General features: G+C 61.9%; 11 protein-coding genes. 6 read left to right on the forward strand and 5 right to left on the reverse strand.

The annotated features are described in order from the left end of the window. Window positions 1–200: 200 nt before the first annotated feature. The 5 genes from M0H32_RS23060 (at window position 201) to M0H32_RS23080 (ending at window position 6665) form a co-directional block, all read left to right on the forward strand. Window positions 201–1241 carry an ABC transporter substrate-binding protein gene (locus M0H32_RS23060; RefSeq protein ID WP_248157996.1) on the forward strand — a complete coding sequence of 347 codons (1041 nt, stop codon included), beginning with the start codon at window positions 201–203 and terminating at the stop codon, window positions 1239–1241. Between the two features lie 185 nt (window positions 1242–1426). Next, a complete protein-coding gene (locus M0H32_RS23065; protein ID WP_248158101.1) occupies window positions 1427–2428 on the forward strand; it encodes an ABC transporter substrate-binding protein in 1002 nt (333 codons plus the stop codon). A gap of 109 nt (window positions 2429–2537) precedes the next feature. Further along, entirely contained in the window at window positions 2538–4769 is a 2232-nt protein-coding gene (locus tag M0H32_RS23070) for an ABC transporter permease (RefSeq protein WP_248157997.1), read from the forward strand. After that, on the forward strand, window positions 4766–5827 hold the full coding sequence (locus M0H32_RS23075; protein WP_248157998.1) for an ABC transporter ATP-binding protein: 1062 nt from the start codon (window positions 4766–4768) through the stop codon (window positions 5825–5827). Before M0H32_RS23070 ends, M0H32_RS23075 begins: the two co-directional genes overlap by 4 nt. Before the next feature lies 1 nt (window position 5828). Beyond that, window positions 5829–6665, forward strand: a complete 837-nt coding sequence (locus tag M0H32_RS23080; protein ID WP_248158000.1) for an inositol monophosphatase family protein — start codon at window positions 5829–5831, stop codon at window positions 6663–6665. A 61-nt stretch (window positions 6666–6726) separates the two neighbouring features. Here M0H32_RS23080 and M0H32_RS23085 read toward each other — a convergent pair whose 3' ends face one another. Continuing rightward, window positions 6727–9288 carry a GcvT family protein gene (locus M0H32_RS23085; protein ID WP_248158002.1) on the reverse strand — a complete coding sequence of 854 codons (2562 nt, stop codon included), beginning with the start codon at window positions 9286–9288 and terminating at the stop codon, window positions 6727–6729. A 280-nt stretch (window positions 9289–9568) separates the two neighbouring features. Then, complete coding sequence (locus M0H32_RS23090; protein ID WP_248158004.1) at window positions 9569–10222, reverse strand: substrate-binding periplasmic protein; 654 nt, start codon at window positions 10220–10222, stop codon at window positions 9569–9571. Between the two features lie 373 nt (window positions 10223–10595). Here M0H32_RS23090 and M0H32_RS23095 point away from each other — a divergent pair, with 373 nt between their 5' ends. After that, window positions 10596–11594, forward strand: a complete 999-nt coding sequence (locus M0H32_RS23095; RefSeq protein ID WP_248158006.1) for a LacI family DNA-binding transcriptional regulator — start codon at window positions 10596–10598, stop codon at window positions 11592–11594. Between the two features lie 43 nt (window positions 11595–11637). Here the strand turns inward: M0H32_RS23095 and M0H32_RS23100 are convergent, their stop codons facing one another. From M0H32_RS23100 to M0H32_RS23110, 3 genes are read right to left on the reverse strand one after another with little or no spacing between them, the layout of a single operon-like run. Next, complete coding sequence (locus M0H32_RS23100) at window positions 11638–12777, reverse strand: Gfo/Idh/MocA family protein (protein ID WP_248158008.1); 1140 nt, start codon at window positions 12775–12777, stop codon at window positions 11638–11640. A 2-nt stretch (window positions 12778–12779) separates the two neighbouring features. Beyond that, window positions 12780–13676, reverse strand: a complete 897-nt coding sequence (locus M0H32_RS23105) for a TIM barrel protein (protein ID WP_248158010.1) — start codon at window positions 13674–13676, stop codon at window positions 12780–12782. Window positions 13677–13708: 32 nt separating this feature from the next. Further along, on the reverse strand, window positions 13709–14830 hold the full coding sequence (locus M0H32_RS23110; protein WP_248158012.1) for a Gfo/Idh/MocA family protein: 1122 nt from the start codon (window positions 14828–14830) through the stop codon (window positions 13709–13711). Between the last annotated feature and the right edge of the window lie 127 nt (window positions 14831–14957).

The following is a 14957-nucleotide window of genomic DNA, read 5'->3' on the forward strand; positions in this document are numbered from 1 at the left end:
CCCGCGGGACATCATATGCATGCCGCTCGAATATGCAAAGCCTAGGTTTTTCAAGTGCTTGTCACAATTGTAAGGCTTGTAATATTTGTAACTCTTTTTCTTTCCCGGCGAAACAACGGTAACCAAACATCTGTTGCGATGACGGGGGCTTCTGCCATGGTAATGAGCAACCGGGGCGCTGCCTCGGTCTGGGAGGAACCATGAAGCTTGTCACGTCACTCGGAGCGGGTGCGGCCCTCTGGCTGTGTGCTGCGCTTACCAATGCTTCGGCGCAGGACCTCAATGTCCTGTGCGGCGTTGACGAAGACTGGTGCGCGACCATGGAAGCCGCGTTCGAGACCGAAACCGGTCTTCGGGTCGCCATGGAACGCAGAAGCACCGGCGAGATCCTCGACCAGATCCGGGACGAACAGGACGAACCTCATGTCGATGTGTGGTGGGGCGGTACCGGCGATACCCATCTGCAGGGGGCCGCGGAAGGGCTATTGGAAGCTTACCAGCCGGCCCATTCCGAAGATGCACTGCCCTGGGCGCACAATTTTTTCCAGATGTCCGGGGGCAAGGCTTCCGGCGTTTATGCGGGCGCGCTCGGATTTGCCTATAATTCCGAAATCCTGGAAGACAGGGACGTGCCGACACCGTCCTGCTGGAAGGACCTGACAGGCCCGCGCTATCGCGGCCTGGTTCTGATGGCCAATCCGAAAACCTCCGGCACTGCCTTTACCGTGCTTGCCACCCTCATTCAGCTACTGGGAGAGGACGAGGCCTTCGCCTATCTGGCGGCACTGGCGAAGAACATTCCCCAGTTCACCACGTCCGGCGCGGCGCCGGTCAAGGCGGCCGCGCGCGGTGAGGCGGGGATCGGCATTTCTTTCATTCATGACGCCGTGACCCAGAAACTGGCCGGCGCGCCGCTGGTGATCGTCGCGCCCTGCGAGGGCACTGGTTATGAGATCGGCGCCGTCAGCATCGTCAAGGGCGCAAGGAATATGGGCAATGCGCGGCGCTTTGTCGATTTCGCGATGAGCCCGGAAGGCCAGGCAACCGGAGCTCAATCGGGCCAGAACCAGATCCCGTCAAACGCCAGGGCCGCGCTGCCGCCGGCCGCGCCCGATATCTCGCTCATCCGTATGGTCGATTATGACTTCGCCACATTCGGTTCACCTGAACAAAGGCGACGTTTGCTCGACCGTTTCGACAAGGAGGTGCTGGAGGGCGCCAGTTCCGTCGAGACCCAGTAGAGGACCGGACTTCGACATTTGAATCTGACCGGCAACGGACCGTTCCAACGGCTCCGAACAGGAAAACTGTGCCCGGTTACGACCCCAGCCCGAGGGCTGAACAACAGTCTGCCGGATACAGGCGGACACCTGGCTGAAAGCCAAAAGTGGAGGAAACCATGTCACTGAAATCCCTTTCCATCGCCATGCTTGCGACAGCGGCCACCTTGACCGTATCGGCAGCCCAAGCGGCAGGCGACCTGAATGTCATCTGCTCCGCCGATGTGGTGATCTGCGAGCAGCTTCAGGGCGACTTCGAAGCCAAGCACGACATCAAGGTCAATATGGTCCGCCTGTCGTCGGGTGAAAGCTACGCCAAGATCCGCGCCGAAGCCCGCAATCCGAAGACCGATATCTGGTGGGGCGGCACCGGCGATCCCCATCTGCAGGCGGCGTCCGAAGGCCTGACCGAAAAATACGAGTCGGAGAAACTCGGCGAATTGCATGCCTGGGCGCAGCTTCAGGCGGCCAGCTCCGGTCACCGGACCGTCGGCGTATATGCCGGTGCGCTCGGCTGGGGCTACAACACCGACATCCTGAAGGACAAGGGCATCGCGGAGCCGGGCTGCTGGGCCGATCTCCTGAAGCCGGAACTGAAGGGCGAAGTCCAGGTCGCCAACCCGAACTCCTCGGGCACCGCCTATACGGCGCTGGCGTCGCTGGTCCAGATCATGGGCGAGGACGAAGCTTTCGAATACCTGAAGAAGCTCAACGACAATGTCTCCCAGTACACCAAATCCGGTTCGGCGCCTGTTAAGGCGGCCGCGCGCGGCGAGACCGGTCTCGGCATCGTCTTCATGCATGACGCCATTGCCCAGGCCGCTTCCGGTTTCCCGGTCAAGGCCATCGCGCCGTGTGAAGGTACCGGCTACGAAATCGGCTCCATGTCGATCGTCAAGGGCGCCAAGAACATGGACAATGCCAAGATCTGGTACGACTGGGCACTGACACCGGAAGTCCAGTCGCGCATGAAGGACGCCAAGTCCTTCCAGCTGCCGTCCAACAAGGCTGCCGAAGTGCCGCCGGAAGCACCGAAGTTCGAAGACATCAAGCTGATCGACTACGACTTCGCGACTTACGGCAACCCGGAAACACGCAAGCGTCTCCTGGAGCGTTGGGACAACGAGATTGGCGCCATCGCCAACTGATCCCGAACTCCGAAGCAGCCCGCGGGGGAACGATCCCTTCTCCCGCGGGTCTCGCGCGCGCATGGATTAAGATGCGGGTTTTCCAATCAAAATGACAAACGGGGTGGCCATGCACAGTGGCAACAAACGGCTGAACGTGCTGCTCGGGCTGGGCGTGTTCGCTTTTCTCTTCGTGCCCTGGTACCGGGTGGAAGGCGGCTTCTACGCCTTTGAGTGGCTGTCGGCGTTTCCGACCGGCTCCGATCTCGCGCCGGGTCTGCTGCAGATCCTTTCTGAAGGCCGTTCCTGGCTGGCGGTGGCCTTGCTCCTGTTCCTGATCGGCGCCAGCGCGCGTTTTGTTGTGTCCGCCGATACACGCAGCAAGTTGCTGGTGGCAACCGGCGCGGCCGGCATCGTGTTCATGGCGCTGCAGGGGCTTGCCATCAGTTTCATCGGCTGGGCCTGGACCTTTCCTGAAACCATGTTCGGAGCCTTGCCGCTCGGGCAACCCGCCATGGGCGCGGGCGCCATCCTGGTCTCCCTGATCTTCGTTCTCTTTATCGCGTTCGGCCTGGCCGAACGCGGCTTCATGAAGGGCGATGCCTTTGTCGTCGGGTCGATCACAATCCTGATCTTCCTGGTGACCGTGTTCATCTTCTATCCGATCGGTTCGATGTTCGCCGGGTCGGTTCAGGATTTCGACGGGTCGTTCAAGCCCGACGGGTTCATCCAAAACATGCAGGACCCGGCCATCTGGAGCCTGGACTGTGTCGTCGGCGGCAACCGCTGCGGCGTTGCCTGGCGCACGCTGTTTCTGGCGGTGATGTCGGGTCTCGGATCGACCATTCTGGGTCTCGCCTTCGCCCTCGTGGCCACACGCACCCGTTTTCCGTTCAAGAAAGGCCTGCGGCTCCTGACGGTTCTGCCGATCATCACGCCGCCTTTCGTGATCGGTCTTGCACTGACACTGCTGTTCGGCCGGTCCGGTGTCGTCACCGAGGCACTGGACACGTTGTTCGGCATTGAACCGAGCCGCTGGCTCTACGGCCTTACGGGCATCTGGATCGCCCAGGTGCTGTCCTTCACGCCGATTTCCTTCCTGGTGCTGATCGGTGTCGTCGAAGGTGTCAGCCCGTCCATGGAGGAAGCCTCCCAAACGCTGCGCGCCGACCGCTGGCGCACCTTCTGGCGGGTGTCGCTGCCACTGATGAAACCTGGGCTGGCCAACGCCTTCCTGATCGGCTTCATCGAAAGCATGGCCGATTTCGGCAATCCGCTGGTGCTCGGCGGCAGCCATGGGGTGCTTTCCACCGAGATCTTCTTCGCGGTTGTCGGATCGCAGATCGACCCGTCGCGGGCGGCGGTGCTTGCGATCATCCTGCTGTCTTTCACCCTGTCCGCCTTCCTGGCGCAGCGCCTGTGGCTGTCGGGCAAGAACTTCGCAACCGTCACCGGCAAGGGCGACAGCGGCGCACATGCCGGCCTGCCGAAAAGCCTGTCGATCTCCGTCTACGGCCTCGTCTTGCCCTGGATGGGCTTCACCGTCGTCGTCTACGGCATGATCCTGGTCGGTGGTTTCGTGAAGACCTGGGGTCTCGACAATTCCCTGACGCTGGAACACTACGCGCGTGCCTTCTCGGTCAGCTTCGGGGAAGACGGTCTGGTCTGGACCGGCGTTGCCTGGAATTCCTTCTGGACCACCATGGAGATCGCGCTGATCTCGGCGCCGCTCACCGCGGCCGTCGGACTTTTGACCGCCTATATCATCGTGCGACAGAAATTCGCCGGCAAGAACGCCTTCGAATTCGCGCTGATGATGAGCTTCGCCATTCCCGGCACGGTTATCGGCATCAGCTACATCATGGCCTTCAACCTGCCGCCGCTGGAAATGACCGGTTCGGCTTTGATCCTGGTCGCCTGTTTCGTGTTCCGGAACATGCCGGTCGGTGTGCGCGGCGGCATCGCGGCCATGAGCCAGCTCGACAAGAGCCTGGACGAGGCTTCGCTGACGCTGCGCGCCAACAGCGCCCGGACCCTGCGCAAGGTGATCCTGCCGCTGCTCCGGCCGGCCATCACCGCGGCGCTGGTCTATTCCTTCGTCCGGGCGATCACCTCGATCAGTGCGGTGATCTTCCTGGTCAGCGCAGAATACAACATGGCGACCTCCTACATTGTCGGCCTGGTCGAGAACGGCGAATACGGCATCGCGATCGCCTATTCCTCGATGCTGATCTTCGTGATGATCACGGTGATTGCCGGCTTCCAGCTCTTGGTCGGTGAACGGCGCCTGCGCCGTGAAAACCGGGTCGCCGGCGTCTCCAAATCCCAGAAAATCCGCTTCACGCAGGAGAAAACCGCATGAGCGAGCTCAAACCCGGTTCCGTCGTCTTTGAAAACGTCCGCAAGGACTTCGGCACCTTCACCGCCATCCCGGACCTATCCATCACCATCGAGCCGGGCACGCTGGTAACCCTGCTCGGGCCGTCAGGCTGCGGCAAGACCACCACCTTGCGCATGCTGGCCGGGCTGGAGCATCCGACATCAGGCAGGATCCTGATCGGTGGGCGCGATGTCACCCTGATGCCGGCCCATGAGCGGGACGTCTCCATGGTGTTCCAATCCTACGCGCTTTTCCCGCACATGAACGCGCTCGACAACGTCGCCTACGGTCTGGAATCGTCCGGCTTCAAAAAAAGGGAGGCTCGGGAACGCGCCGAGGAGGGGCTTGATCAGGTCGGTCTTTCCGGCATGGGCCACCGCCTGCCGGCGGAACTCTCCGGCGGCCAGCAGCAGCGCGTCGCCGTCGCGCGCGCGCTGGTGCTCAATCCGCAGGTGCTGCTGCTGGACGAGCCGCTCTCCAATCTCGATGCGCGCCTGCGCCGCCGGGTGCGGACCGAAATCCGCGAATTGCAACAGCGGCTCGGTTTCACCGCCGTCTATGTCACCCATGATCAGGACGAAGCTCTGGCTGTTTCCGACCGGATCGTGGTGATGAAGGACGGAGAGATTGCCCAGGAGGGCGCGCCGCGCGCGCTTTACGAAGAACCGGTTTCCGAGTTCATCGCCGATTTCATGGGTGAGGCGAATGTGGTCTCCTGCGAGATTGTCGGCCGGGACGGGGACGATGCCCTGATCGACGTCGGCGGCCTCAAGCACCGGCTGCGCGCGCGCCAGGCCACCACGGGCAAGGCTCGGCTGGCGGTCCGGCCCGGGGCGGTTGTGCTTAACCCGGAAGCGACATCCGGGCTCGGCGGCGAGATCCTGACGGCGGCTTATCTCGGCGATCACGTCGAATATGAGGTCGAGACAAAGGTCGGAAATTTCTTCGTCATCGACCACGCGGTCGAGCGCTCCTTGGCGCCTAAGTCCACTGTGTCCCTCGGGTTCCGGAACCGCGGCCTGGCGCTGATCGAGGCCTGACATGATTTCAGAGATTGCGAACCTTGCTTCTGTCACCCGCGATCTTGAAGCCCGGTTTCGGCTGGCAACAGACATCGCGGTGGATGCCGGGGCGATGGCCTTCGACTATTTCCGCCGCCGCAAGGAGCTGACAATCGAGGTCAAGGGCGGTCTTCAGGATGTCGTCTCGATCGCGGACCGCACTGTCGAAACGCTGATCCGGGCGCGGATCGCCGAAGCCTTTCCGGAAGACGGCATTCTGGGCGAGGAGCACGGCTTTCAGACAAGCGGCAGTGGTTACACCTGGGTGGTCGACCCGATCGACGGCACCTCTGCCTTCGTTCACGGCCATACCAACTGGTGTGTGTCCATTGCGCTGCTTTTCGGCGGGGAACCTGTAATCGGCGTGATCCGGGTGCCTTGCGATGACGAGACCTTTAAGGCGATGAAAGGGGCCGGGGCAACCCTCAACGGCGTGACGCTGAAGCTGGATATGTCGATGACGCTGCAGAACAGCCTGACCGGCATCGGCGCAAACCAGTCGGTGCCGCCGGAACGTGTCGGTGCGCTGATCTCCGGCCTTATGGCATTGGGCGGCAATTACATCCGCACGGGCTCGGGCGCGCAGATGCTGGCCATGGTCGCGGCCGGACGCCTGGCCGGTTTCTTCGAGCCGTCGATGCATGCCTGGGACTGTCTGGCCGGCTACTGCCTGGTTTCGGAAGCCGGTGGTCGTTACCGCCCGTTTCCGGTGGACGGGAGCGCCATTCTGGAAAGTGGTCCTGTTCTTGCTGCCGGCCCGGGTGCCTTCGAGGCGCTGTCGAGCCTGGCGGAGAAGGGCAAGGGGTATACAACGTGACGCAACTCATCGGAGTTTGAAAGAAAACGGCGGGCAATGTGCCCGCCGTTTTTTGTTGAGATCAGGACCGCGGTTTGGTGTTTTCCGGGTCATAGAGCGGCGCGTAGCCGACGCCGGCAACCTCCACCGGGTAGGTCTCGGAGAAATACTCCACGGTCAGCTTGCGGCCGACTTCGCAGTATTCCTGCGGCAGGTAGGCGAGCGCGATGTTCTTGCCGATGGTCGGGCCATAGGCGACCGAGGTCGTATAGGAAATGCGGCCCAGGCTGTCGACCAGGGTCTTGCCGGTGTCCGGATCCTGCACCGGCATGGCGCCGACGGGGAAACGCTTGACGCCATTGGCATCGGTGTTGTCCGTCATCACCAGGGTGCAGAGCATGGCCGGCTGCTTGTCGCGGGCGCGGTATTCCAGGTGTTTGGCCTTGCCGCGGAAGTCGGCTTCCTTGACCTTCGGACGGGCGAGGTCCGCCTCGTAGAGATTGTACTGGGTCAGGAGGTCGGCATTCTGCAGACGCAGGGATTTTTCCATGCGCCGGGAGTTTGCATAGGTCTCCACGCCGACCGCGATCACGCCGGTCGAGCGCAGCGCGTCCCAGACGGCCAGGCCGTCCTCATACTTCATGTGCAATTCCCAGCCCTGCTCGCCGACATAGGAAAGCCGCAGCGCCATGACGGACTTGCCGGCGATCTCGATCTGGCGGATGCCCGCGAACGGGAAGTTTTCCGGATCGAGCGCGGCCGGATCCGATACGACCTTCTTCAGATTGTCGCGGGCATTCGGACCCCAGATGCCGATGGTGGTGAACTTCTCGCTGACATCGGTGACGGTGACGTTGAAGCCTTTGTCCTCGGCGATGCGCTTGACATAGTGATAGTCGCGCGGACCGGCATCGGCGCCGTCGACGATGCGGCAGCGGTCTTCCATGCGGAAGACGGTGAGGTCGGCGCGGACATTGCCCTCGTCATCGAGGAAGTGGGTGTAGATGCCCTTGCCGATGTTGGCGTCGCCGCCGATCTTGGCCGCGCACAGCCATTCCAGCAGTTCGACATGGTCCGGGCCCTCGACATCGAACATGTAGAAATGCGACAGGTTGATGATGCCGCAATCCTCGCTCAGCGCCAGCTGCTCGGCGTTGGAGACGCGCCAGAAGTGGCGGTTGTCCCATTCGTTCTCGCGCACCGGTACCCGGTCGCCGTATTTCTCCAGGAGATGCTCGTTGGCGGCATAGCCATGGGCACGCTCCCAGCCGCCGAGTTCCATGAAGTAACCGCCGAGCTCGACTTCGCGCTCATAGAAGGGCGAGCGCTTGACGCCGCGGCTGGAGACATAGGGCTCACGCGGGTGGATCGCCGGGAAATAGATCTTCTGCGCGGCTTCATAGCAGCGGTTTTCGATGTAGTCCTCGGTCAGCTGGTGCCCGTAGAAGCGGGAATAATCGATGGTCGCGTGGTCGATCTCGGTGCGTCCGTCGGTGATCCAGTCGGCGATCAGCTTGCCGTAGCCCGGACCGTCTTTGACCCAGATGGCAACGCAGTACCAAAGGCCGCGCACCTTCTGGCTTTCGCCGCAGGACGGGCCGCCGGCGGCGGAGACCTGCAGCAGACCGTTGAAGGAATGGCCTTCATTGTAGCCGATTTCGCCGAGGATCGGGGTCAGCTCCATGGCGCGTTCGAGCGGCTCCATGACCTGTTCCATTTCCAGGTCGCGCTGGGACGGGGACAGGCGGGCCTGGTCCTTTTCCAGAAGGTCGCGCGGATGGCACATGCGAGGCTCGTTTGGCTCGTAATAGCCCCATTCGATCTGGCCGCCCTCGGCGGTTTTCGGATCGCCCGTATCGCGCATATAGGCCGAGTTTCCCTGGTCGCGCATCAGCGGGTAGCCGATGTCCTTGCCGGTGCCTTCGAACTCGTTATACGGACCGAAGAAGGTCAGCGGGTGGTCGACCGGCATCACCGGCAGGTCTTCTCCGACCATTTCTGCGATCAGGCGGCCCCAGAGGCCGGCGCAGACGATGACATGGTCAGCCATGATCGTCCCGCGGTGGGTCTTCACGCCCTTGATGTGGCCGTCCTCGACGATCAGCGACTGGGCCGGCGTGTTGGCGAAAGATTTCAGCTTGCCGGTCTTTTCGCCTTCGTCGACCAGCTTGCCGGCGACGGTCTGCGAGCGCGGAATGACGAGGCCGGCATCCGGATCCCACATGCCGCCCTGGACCATGTCTTCCTCGATCAGCGGGAATTTTTCCTTGATCTCGGCGGGGGTGACCAGGCGGACATTGGTGCCGAAGGCCTTGCCGGAGGTCACCTTGCGCTTGATCTCTTCCATCCAGGTGTCGTCACCGGTGCGAGCGACTTCCAGGCCGCCGACGCGGGCGTAATGGCCCATCTTGTCGAAGAACTCGATGGAGTACTGTGTGGTCCAGACCGACAGGTAGTCGTGGCTGGTGGTGTAGCAGAAGTCGGAGGCGTGGGCCGTCGAGCCGATGTCGGTCGGAATGCCGGACTTGTCGATGCCTACAATGTCGGTCCAGCCGCGTTCGATCAGGTGATGCGCAATGGACGCGCCGACAATGCCGCCCAGACCGACGATGACGATTTGTGCCTTGTCAGGAAATGCTGACATGTCTCATTCCTTTTCCATCAGCCGGACGTGAGAACCTTCCGTCCTGCAGTCTACTCTCGTTCAGGGGCTTGCGGCGATTGATCGAAATGCGGAACCCGGTTTCGTCATCGGCGCGTGCTTCGAAATCCCATGTGTGACCACCAGTATCGCGACTGAAAACGGGGCCAAATAGCGTAATTGCGTCATGGCGGCATATTCGCGACGACACGGGGAGGCAAAACGTGTTTTGGGAAAAAGCGGAGCCGGTTTTTTACCGGTCGACGCGGACCTTCCGGGAGGGTCAGCTCTCGGGTGGAATGCCGCGCAAAATGGCGCTCCATTCTCCGTTGGATTGCATGTGCCGGAGTTCAACATTCATGCTTTCCATCTGGTAGCGACCACAGTCAGTTTTGGTGAACAGCAACCAGACGAGCAGTTCATTGATCGGGTAGTTCTTGTCGTAGACGATCATGCCCAGACCCGTCTGCTGAATGGCCTCCAGGCCGGAGCGCTCCTCAACGATGGCGCCGTCGAAACGACCCAATGCGAGCATGCGGATGTTTTCAAGATCGGAACTCGGCTCGCGGCTGAAGTCAATCTTGTCGTTTGAGGTCAAGGTGTCGGGGTAGGCGTATTGCCGGGTCAGGCCGATCCGCATTCCCTCAAGGTCTTTCACCGTTCGCGGGATTTCGGTTCCCTTTCTGACAAACACAAAGTCCCGCTTGGTCAGGATTGGGACGGATTTGTAGGCAGACACCGGTTGCCCCGCGCTTGAATGCGGCAGGAGCGCATCTACCCGGCCGTTCTGAAAGAGGCTCAAGGCACGGATTTTTGGAAACACTTCAATTTGGGCATCCAGGTTCGCGCGTCTGGCTGCGGTTCTTATCAAGTCAATGAACGCGCCCTTGTCCGCGCTTTCTATGAAAAACGGAATTTCCGCAGCAGCGATGTTCAAGCTGCGGCAATCGGAACTTGAGGAGGCGTGTCCGGGCAGAAGCATGCCGAACACGAGAAAACCGGCGATTAGCATTGCTCTGCCGAGGCACATTTGCTGACGGTCTCCTCTACCCCTCACAGGGCAACGCTTTGCCGAACCATGAGATCCACATGGCCTTCTCGCGAAGTCTGGTCGACTTGATGTCTCGTTCTTTGACAACCAGCCTAGCATGCCGTGGTTTCGGGAACGTTGACCTGATCAAAGTCAACTGGGCAGACGTATCGCAGCCACGGGTTTCAAGTTTTTTTGCAAGCGATTGCAATCTGGTTGACCGAACCGGCTGCTCGTGTAACGTCGTCCCGACCTCTGATGACAGCAGCTGGAAAGAGAATTGGCAGTCACACTCAAGGAAGTCGCCGAACTGGCGGGTGTTTCGCGGTCCGCCGTGTCGCGCACATTCACGCCCGGAGCGAGCGTTTCTGCCAAGACGCGGGAGAAGGTTGAGAAAGCCGCCGCGGAACTCGGTTACAGCCCGTCGCTGATTGCCCGAAGCTTGGCGACCAATCGCACCAAACTGATCGGCCTGGTTGCCAACAATTTCCAGAACCCGGCGTTTCTGGATGTGTTCGACCTGTTCACAAGTGCCTTGCAGGAGCGGGGCTTGCGGCCGCTCCTGGTCAATCTTTCGGAAGAAACCTCGCCGCAGCAGTCGCTCAACCTGCTTCGTCAGTACAGTGTCGACGGGGTTATTGTTGCTTCATCGACCTTGCCGCCCAGCTTTGCCGCCGCGTTCCAGGAGGCCGGTATTCCCGTCGTGCACACCTTCGGCAAGCATCAGGGCGATACCCCGGTGCATGTTGTGGGGATCGACAACGTGCAATGCGGGGCGATGGCGGCCAGATGCCTGGCTGAGCGCTTGTATCGGACCACCGCCCTTCTGGGCGGGCCGGAAACGGCGACGTCCACACAGGACCGCGCAAAGGGGTTCCTGACCGAAGCGGAGAAGCTTGGTCTGCGGGTCGTCAAGGTCTGCTATGCGGAAACCTACTCCTATGAGGCCGGACGGCAGGCGATGCATGCCGTGCTGGCGGACGATGCGGTCGAGGCGGTCTTCTGCGGCGATGACCTGATTGCGATCGGAGCCATCGATGCGGCGCGGGCCGCGGGCCGGCAGGTGCCAGAGGATATCGGCATCCTCGGTTTCAACGACATTGCCATGGCCGGCTGGGATGCTTATGCGCTGACCACGATCCGGCAGCCCATCCGCGACATTATCATGAGTTCCGTCGAACTTGTCGTCGCCATGGTGGAGGCGCCCGCGAGCGGTCCGGAGATCCGGCTGTTCCCCTGCTCGGTGATCGAGCGCGGATCGCTGCGCGGGGCGCCTTAGCAAACGGGTGTCGTGGCCAATCCAAGGTGTGGAGCGGTTCGCATCAGATGTCGGTCCAGCGACCTCCGGATCCTGCCGAATTTGCCGCTGCCGCGATGGCGCGCATCGACAGGAGGCCGTCCTCCGCGGTCGGATAATGCAGCGCCAAAGGATCCGGAGCGCGACCGGCCTTTTTGGCGCGCAGCACGTCGGCGAGATCATGATAGATATTGGCAAAGGCGACCGGCATGCCTTCCGCGTGGCCGATCGGGATGCGCGAGGCCCGCACCGCTTCGGCCGATAGACCCGCATCGCCGCGTTCCAGGATCTGGGTTCTGCCTCCGAGCGGGGTGAACAGCAACTGCTCGGGATGCTGCTGTTGCCAGGACAGTCCGCCCTTTTCCCCGAAGACCTGCAGGGTCAGACCATGCATGCGCCCGATCGCCACCGCACTGGTCCACAGCCGGCAGAGCGCGCCACCATCGAGGCGGATGTTCAGCATGGCATCGTCTTCAAGCTGGCGGTCGCCGACAAGCGATGCAAAATCCGCCGAAACTTCTCTCGGGGCTTGTCCGGACACGAAACAGGCCATGTGAAAGGCATGAATGCCCGCATCCGCAAAGACGGCGGAAACGCCGGCCTGTGCGGGGTCGTAGCGCCAGCGGACACGCGGATTGTCCGCCTCTTCGGCATCTGCATGAAAGCCATGGGCAAATTCGGCCTTGATCAGACGAATCCGGCCGAGATCGCCGGCAGCGACCATGGCCCGCATCTGGCGTACCAGCGGGTAGCCGCTGTAGCCGTAGTTGACGGCGCAGACGCGTCCGGTTTCGCGGGTGATCGCGACGATCCGTTCGGCTTCCTGCGTGGTCATGGTGAGCGGCTTCTCGCACAAGACGTCGAAGCCTGCCGTCAGGAAGGCGCTCGTGATCTCGTAATGCGTGGCGTTGGGGGTGGCCACGGTCACGAGATCCGGGCGGTCGGACCGGTCGCGTTCCTCCTCTAGCATCTCCTGCCAAGACCCGTAGGCGCGCTCGGGTGCGATGCCGAGGTCAATGGCAAAGGCCTTGCCGCGTTCCGGATCGGCGTCGAGCGCGCTGGCCACCAGATGAAAATGGCCGTCCAGTCCGGCGCTGATGCGATGGGTCGGGCCGATCTGCGAGCCCTTGCCGCCGCCGATCATTGCCCAGGTCAGTTTGCTCATGGTCAGGCCTCGAAACCGATGGTGCGCAAATAGGTTCTGTTTTCGATGGCGTCGTCCAGCGGAGACTGCGCCTTGTCCGGGTCGCAGTCCTGCTCGACGGTGCACCAGCCGCCAAAGCCGGCCGTCTCCAGGCGCTTCTTCACCGCGGGAAAGTCAACCGCTCCCTTGCCGAGATTGCAGAAGATGCCGTCGCCGCAGGCCTGGTAGAAATCCGTTCTGGCGGCAATGACCCTGGCCCGCACAACGGGATCGATGTCCTTGAAATGCATGTAGGAGATCCTCTCCATGTAGCGGTCCATGAAGGCGAGTGGGTCAAATCCCGCATAAAGACTGTGGCCCGTGTCGAGGCAGATCTTGAGCAGCGCGGGATCAATCTCCTCCAGAAGCCTTTCGATCTCAGGTTCGAAATCCAGGAAGCCGGCTGCGTGAGGGTGAATGGCCGGGGTCAGTCCATAGTCCTCGCTTGCCATCCTGGCGACATCCAGAATGCGGTCGCGGAACCCGGACCATTCGGAAGCCGTCATGGCGACGGCCTCGTCTGGCCGCCCGGCCGTTGGCGCCCGGCGCGGCGAGATGCTGTCGATGATCACAAGATGCGTCGCGCCATGGGCCTTCAAGGCCTTGCAGGTACGCATCGCGCCGTCCTGCACCTCGTCCCATTTGCCGGGATCGTGAAAGGGGCGAAAGACGACGCCGCCAATCAGTTCGAGCCCGCGCGCGGCGAGCGCGTCGCCGAGTTCAACCGGATCTTCCGGCATGTAGCCGACAGGACCGAGTTCGATGCCGCGGTAACCTGCGTCCCTGCACTGGTCGAGCACGTCCTGCCAGGCGGGGTTGCGCGGATCGTCCGCAAATTCGACGCCCCAGGAACAGGGGGCGTTGCCGATCTTGATTGTCATGATGTGGTTCCGGAAAATGTCGGGTCGTAACCCTAGACGTCTGCGAGCTTGATCCAGCTCTGGGCTTCGTAAGACTGCCAGGCCGCCTCGATGACCTGGTTGACATAGAGACCGTCCTCGAAGGCCGGCCAGAGATTGGTGCCGGTCTCAATGGCCTTCAGGAAATCCTTGGCCTCGATGATGATCTGGTCCTGGTAGCCGGTGCCGTGACCGGCTCCCTGGCAGAAAGGAGCGTAGTCGGGATGGTGCGGCCCGGTGAGGATCTTCCGGAAGCCCTCGCGGGAGGGGGACTGGCCGCCTTCATAGAGCCAGAGCGCGTTCTGGTCTTCCTGGTCGAAGCGGATGGAGCCCTTGGTGCCATAAATGTCATAGGCATAGCCCATCTTGCGGCCGAAGGCCGTTCTGCTGATGTATAGGGCGCCGAGTGCGCCGGACGAGAAGCGGCACATGAGCTGGGCATGATCGTCATTGGTGACGGTCTTCGGACCGTCCTGGCCGGGGCGCTCCGTCACCACCGTTTCGATTTCGGCCAACACCTTTTCCATCGGCCCCGCGAGGGCCTGGGACGCATTGATGATATGAGGGCTGAGATCGCCCAGGGCGCCTGTGGCCCGGCCCTTGGCTCGCCAGGTGGCGGGGATTGCCGGGTTGGCATAAAAATCCTCGGTGTGTTCGCCGCGGAAATAGGTGATCTCTCCGATCTCTCCCGCCTCGATGATTTCCCGAGCCAGCTGTGAGGCCGGTGTGCGGATATAGTTGAAGCCGACCATGTTGATGCAGCCGGACGCCTTGGCGGCAGCGGTCATCGCCCGGCTGTCCGCAAGATCCTTGCCCAGCGGTTTTTCGCAAAAAACCGGCTTGCCCAGCTCAAAAGCCGCCGCCGCGATTTTCAGATGCGTGTCTTGCGGCGATGCGATTACGACGGCTTCCACGGCCGGGTTGGTAACAAGCACGCGCCAATCGTCGGTCGCGGCTGCAAAGCCGAGTTCGCGGGCCTTGCGCGCGGCGCCTTCGGCCGTTGTCGTGCACACCATCTCCAGCGACGGGCGCAGGCGCGTGTCGAAGACCGCGCCGACCGCCTGCATCGCCACTGCATGGGCCTTGCCCATATAGCCGCCGCCGACAATGCCGACACCAATTTTGCGCGTTTCCATCCCGATCGATCCAATTTTTGCAACCGCTTGCAAAACAGCTAAACACCGCTTAGCTTGTCCCGTCAAGAGCCCATGCCGCCGCAAGAGGTCTATTCCGGGAGGGGACGAAATTCATGACCGAGCTGGA

Source organism: Roseibium sediminicola, from assembly GCF_023156505.1.
GTDB lineage: Bacteria > Pseudomonadota > Alphaproteobacteria > Rhizobiales > Stappiaceae > Roseibium > Roseibium sediminicola.

What these genes read in the sequence shown, in the direction of transcription:
- M0H32_RS23060 (WP_248157996.1), top strand. Translation starts at nt 201, where the DNA reads ATGAAGCTTGTCACGTCACTCGGAGCGGGTGCGGCCCTCTGGCTGTGT.
- M0H32_RS23065 (WP_248158101.1), top strand. Translation starts at nt 1,427, where the DNA reads ATGCTTGCGACAGCGGCCACCTTGACCGTATCGGCAGCCCAAGCGGCA.
- M0H32_RS23070 (WP_248157997.1), top strand. Translation starts at nt 2,538, where the DNA reads ATGCACAGTGGCAACAAACGGCTGAACGTGCTGCTCGGGCTGGGCGTG.
- M0H32_RS23075 (WP_248157998.1), top strand. Translation starts at nt 4,766, where the DNA reads ATGAGCGAGCTCAAACCCGGTTCCGTCGTCTTTGAAAACGTCCGCAAG.
- M0H32_RS23080 (WP_248158000.1), top strand. Translation starts at nt 5,829, where the DNA reads ATGATTTCAGAGATTGCGAACCTTGCTTCTGTCACCCGCGATCTTGAA.
- M0H32_RS23085 (WP_248158002.1), bottom strand. Translation starts at nt 9,288, where the DNA reads ATGTCAGCATTTCCTGACAAGGCACAAATCGTCATCGTCGGTCTGGGC.
- M0H32_RS23100 (WP_248158008.1), bottom strand. Translation starts at nt 12,777, where the DNA reads ATGAGCAAACTGACCTGGGCAATGATCGGCGGCGGCAAGGGCTCGCAG.
- M0H32_RS23105 (WP_248158010.1), bottom strand. Translation starts at nt 13,676, where the DNA reads ATGACAATCAAGATCGGCAACGCCCCCTGTTCCTGGGGCGTCGAATTT.
- M0H32_RS23110 (WP_248158012.1), bottom strand. Translation starts at nt 14,830, where the DNA reads ATGGAAACGCGCAAAATTGGTGTCGGCATTGTCGGCGGCGGCTATATG.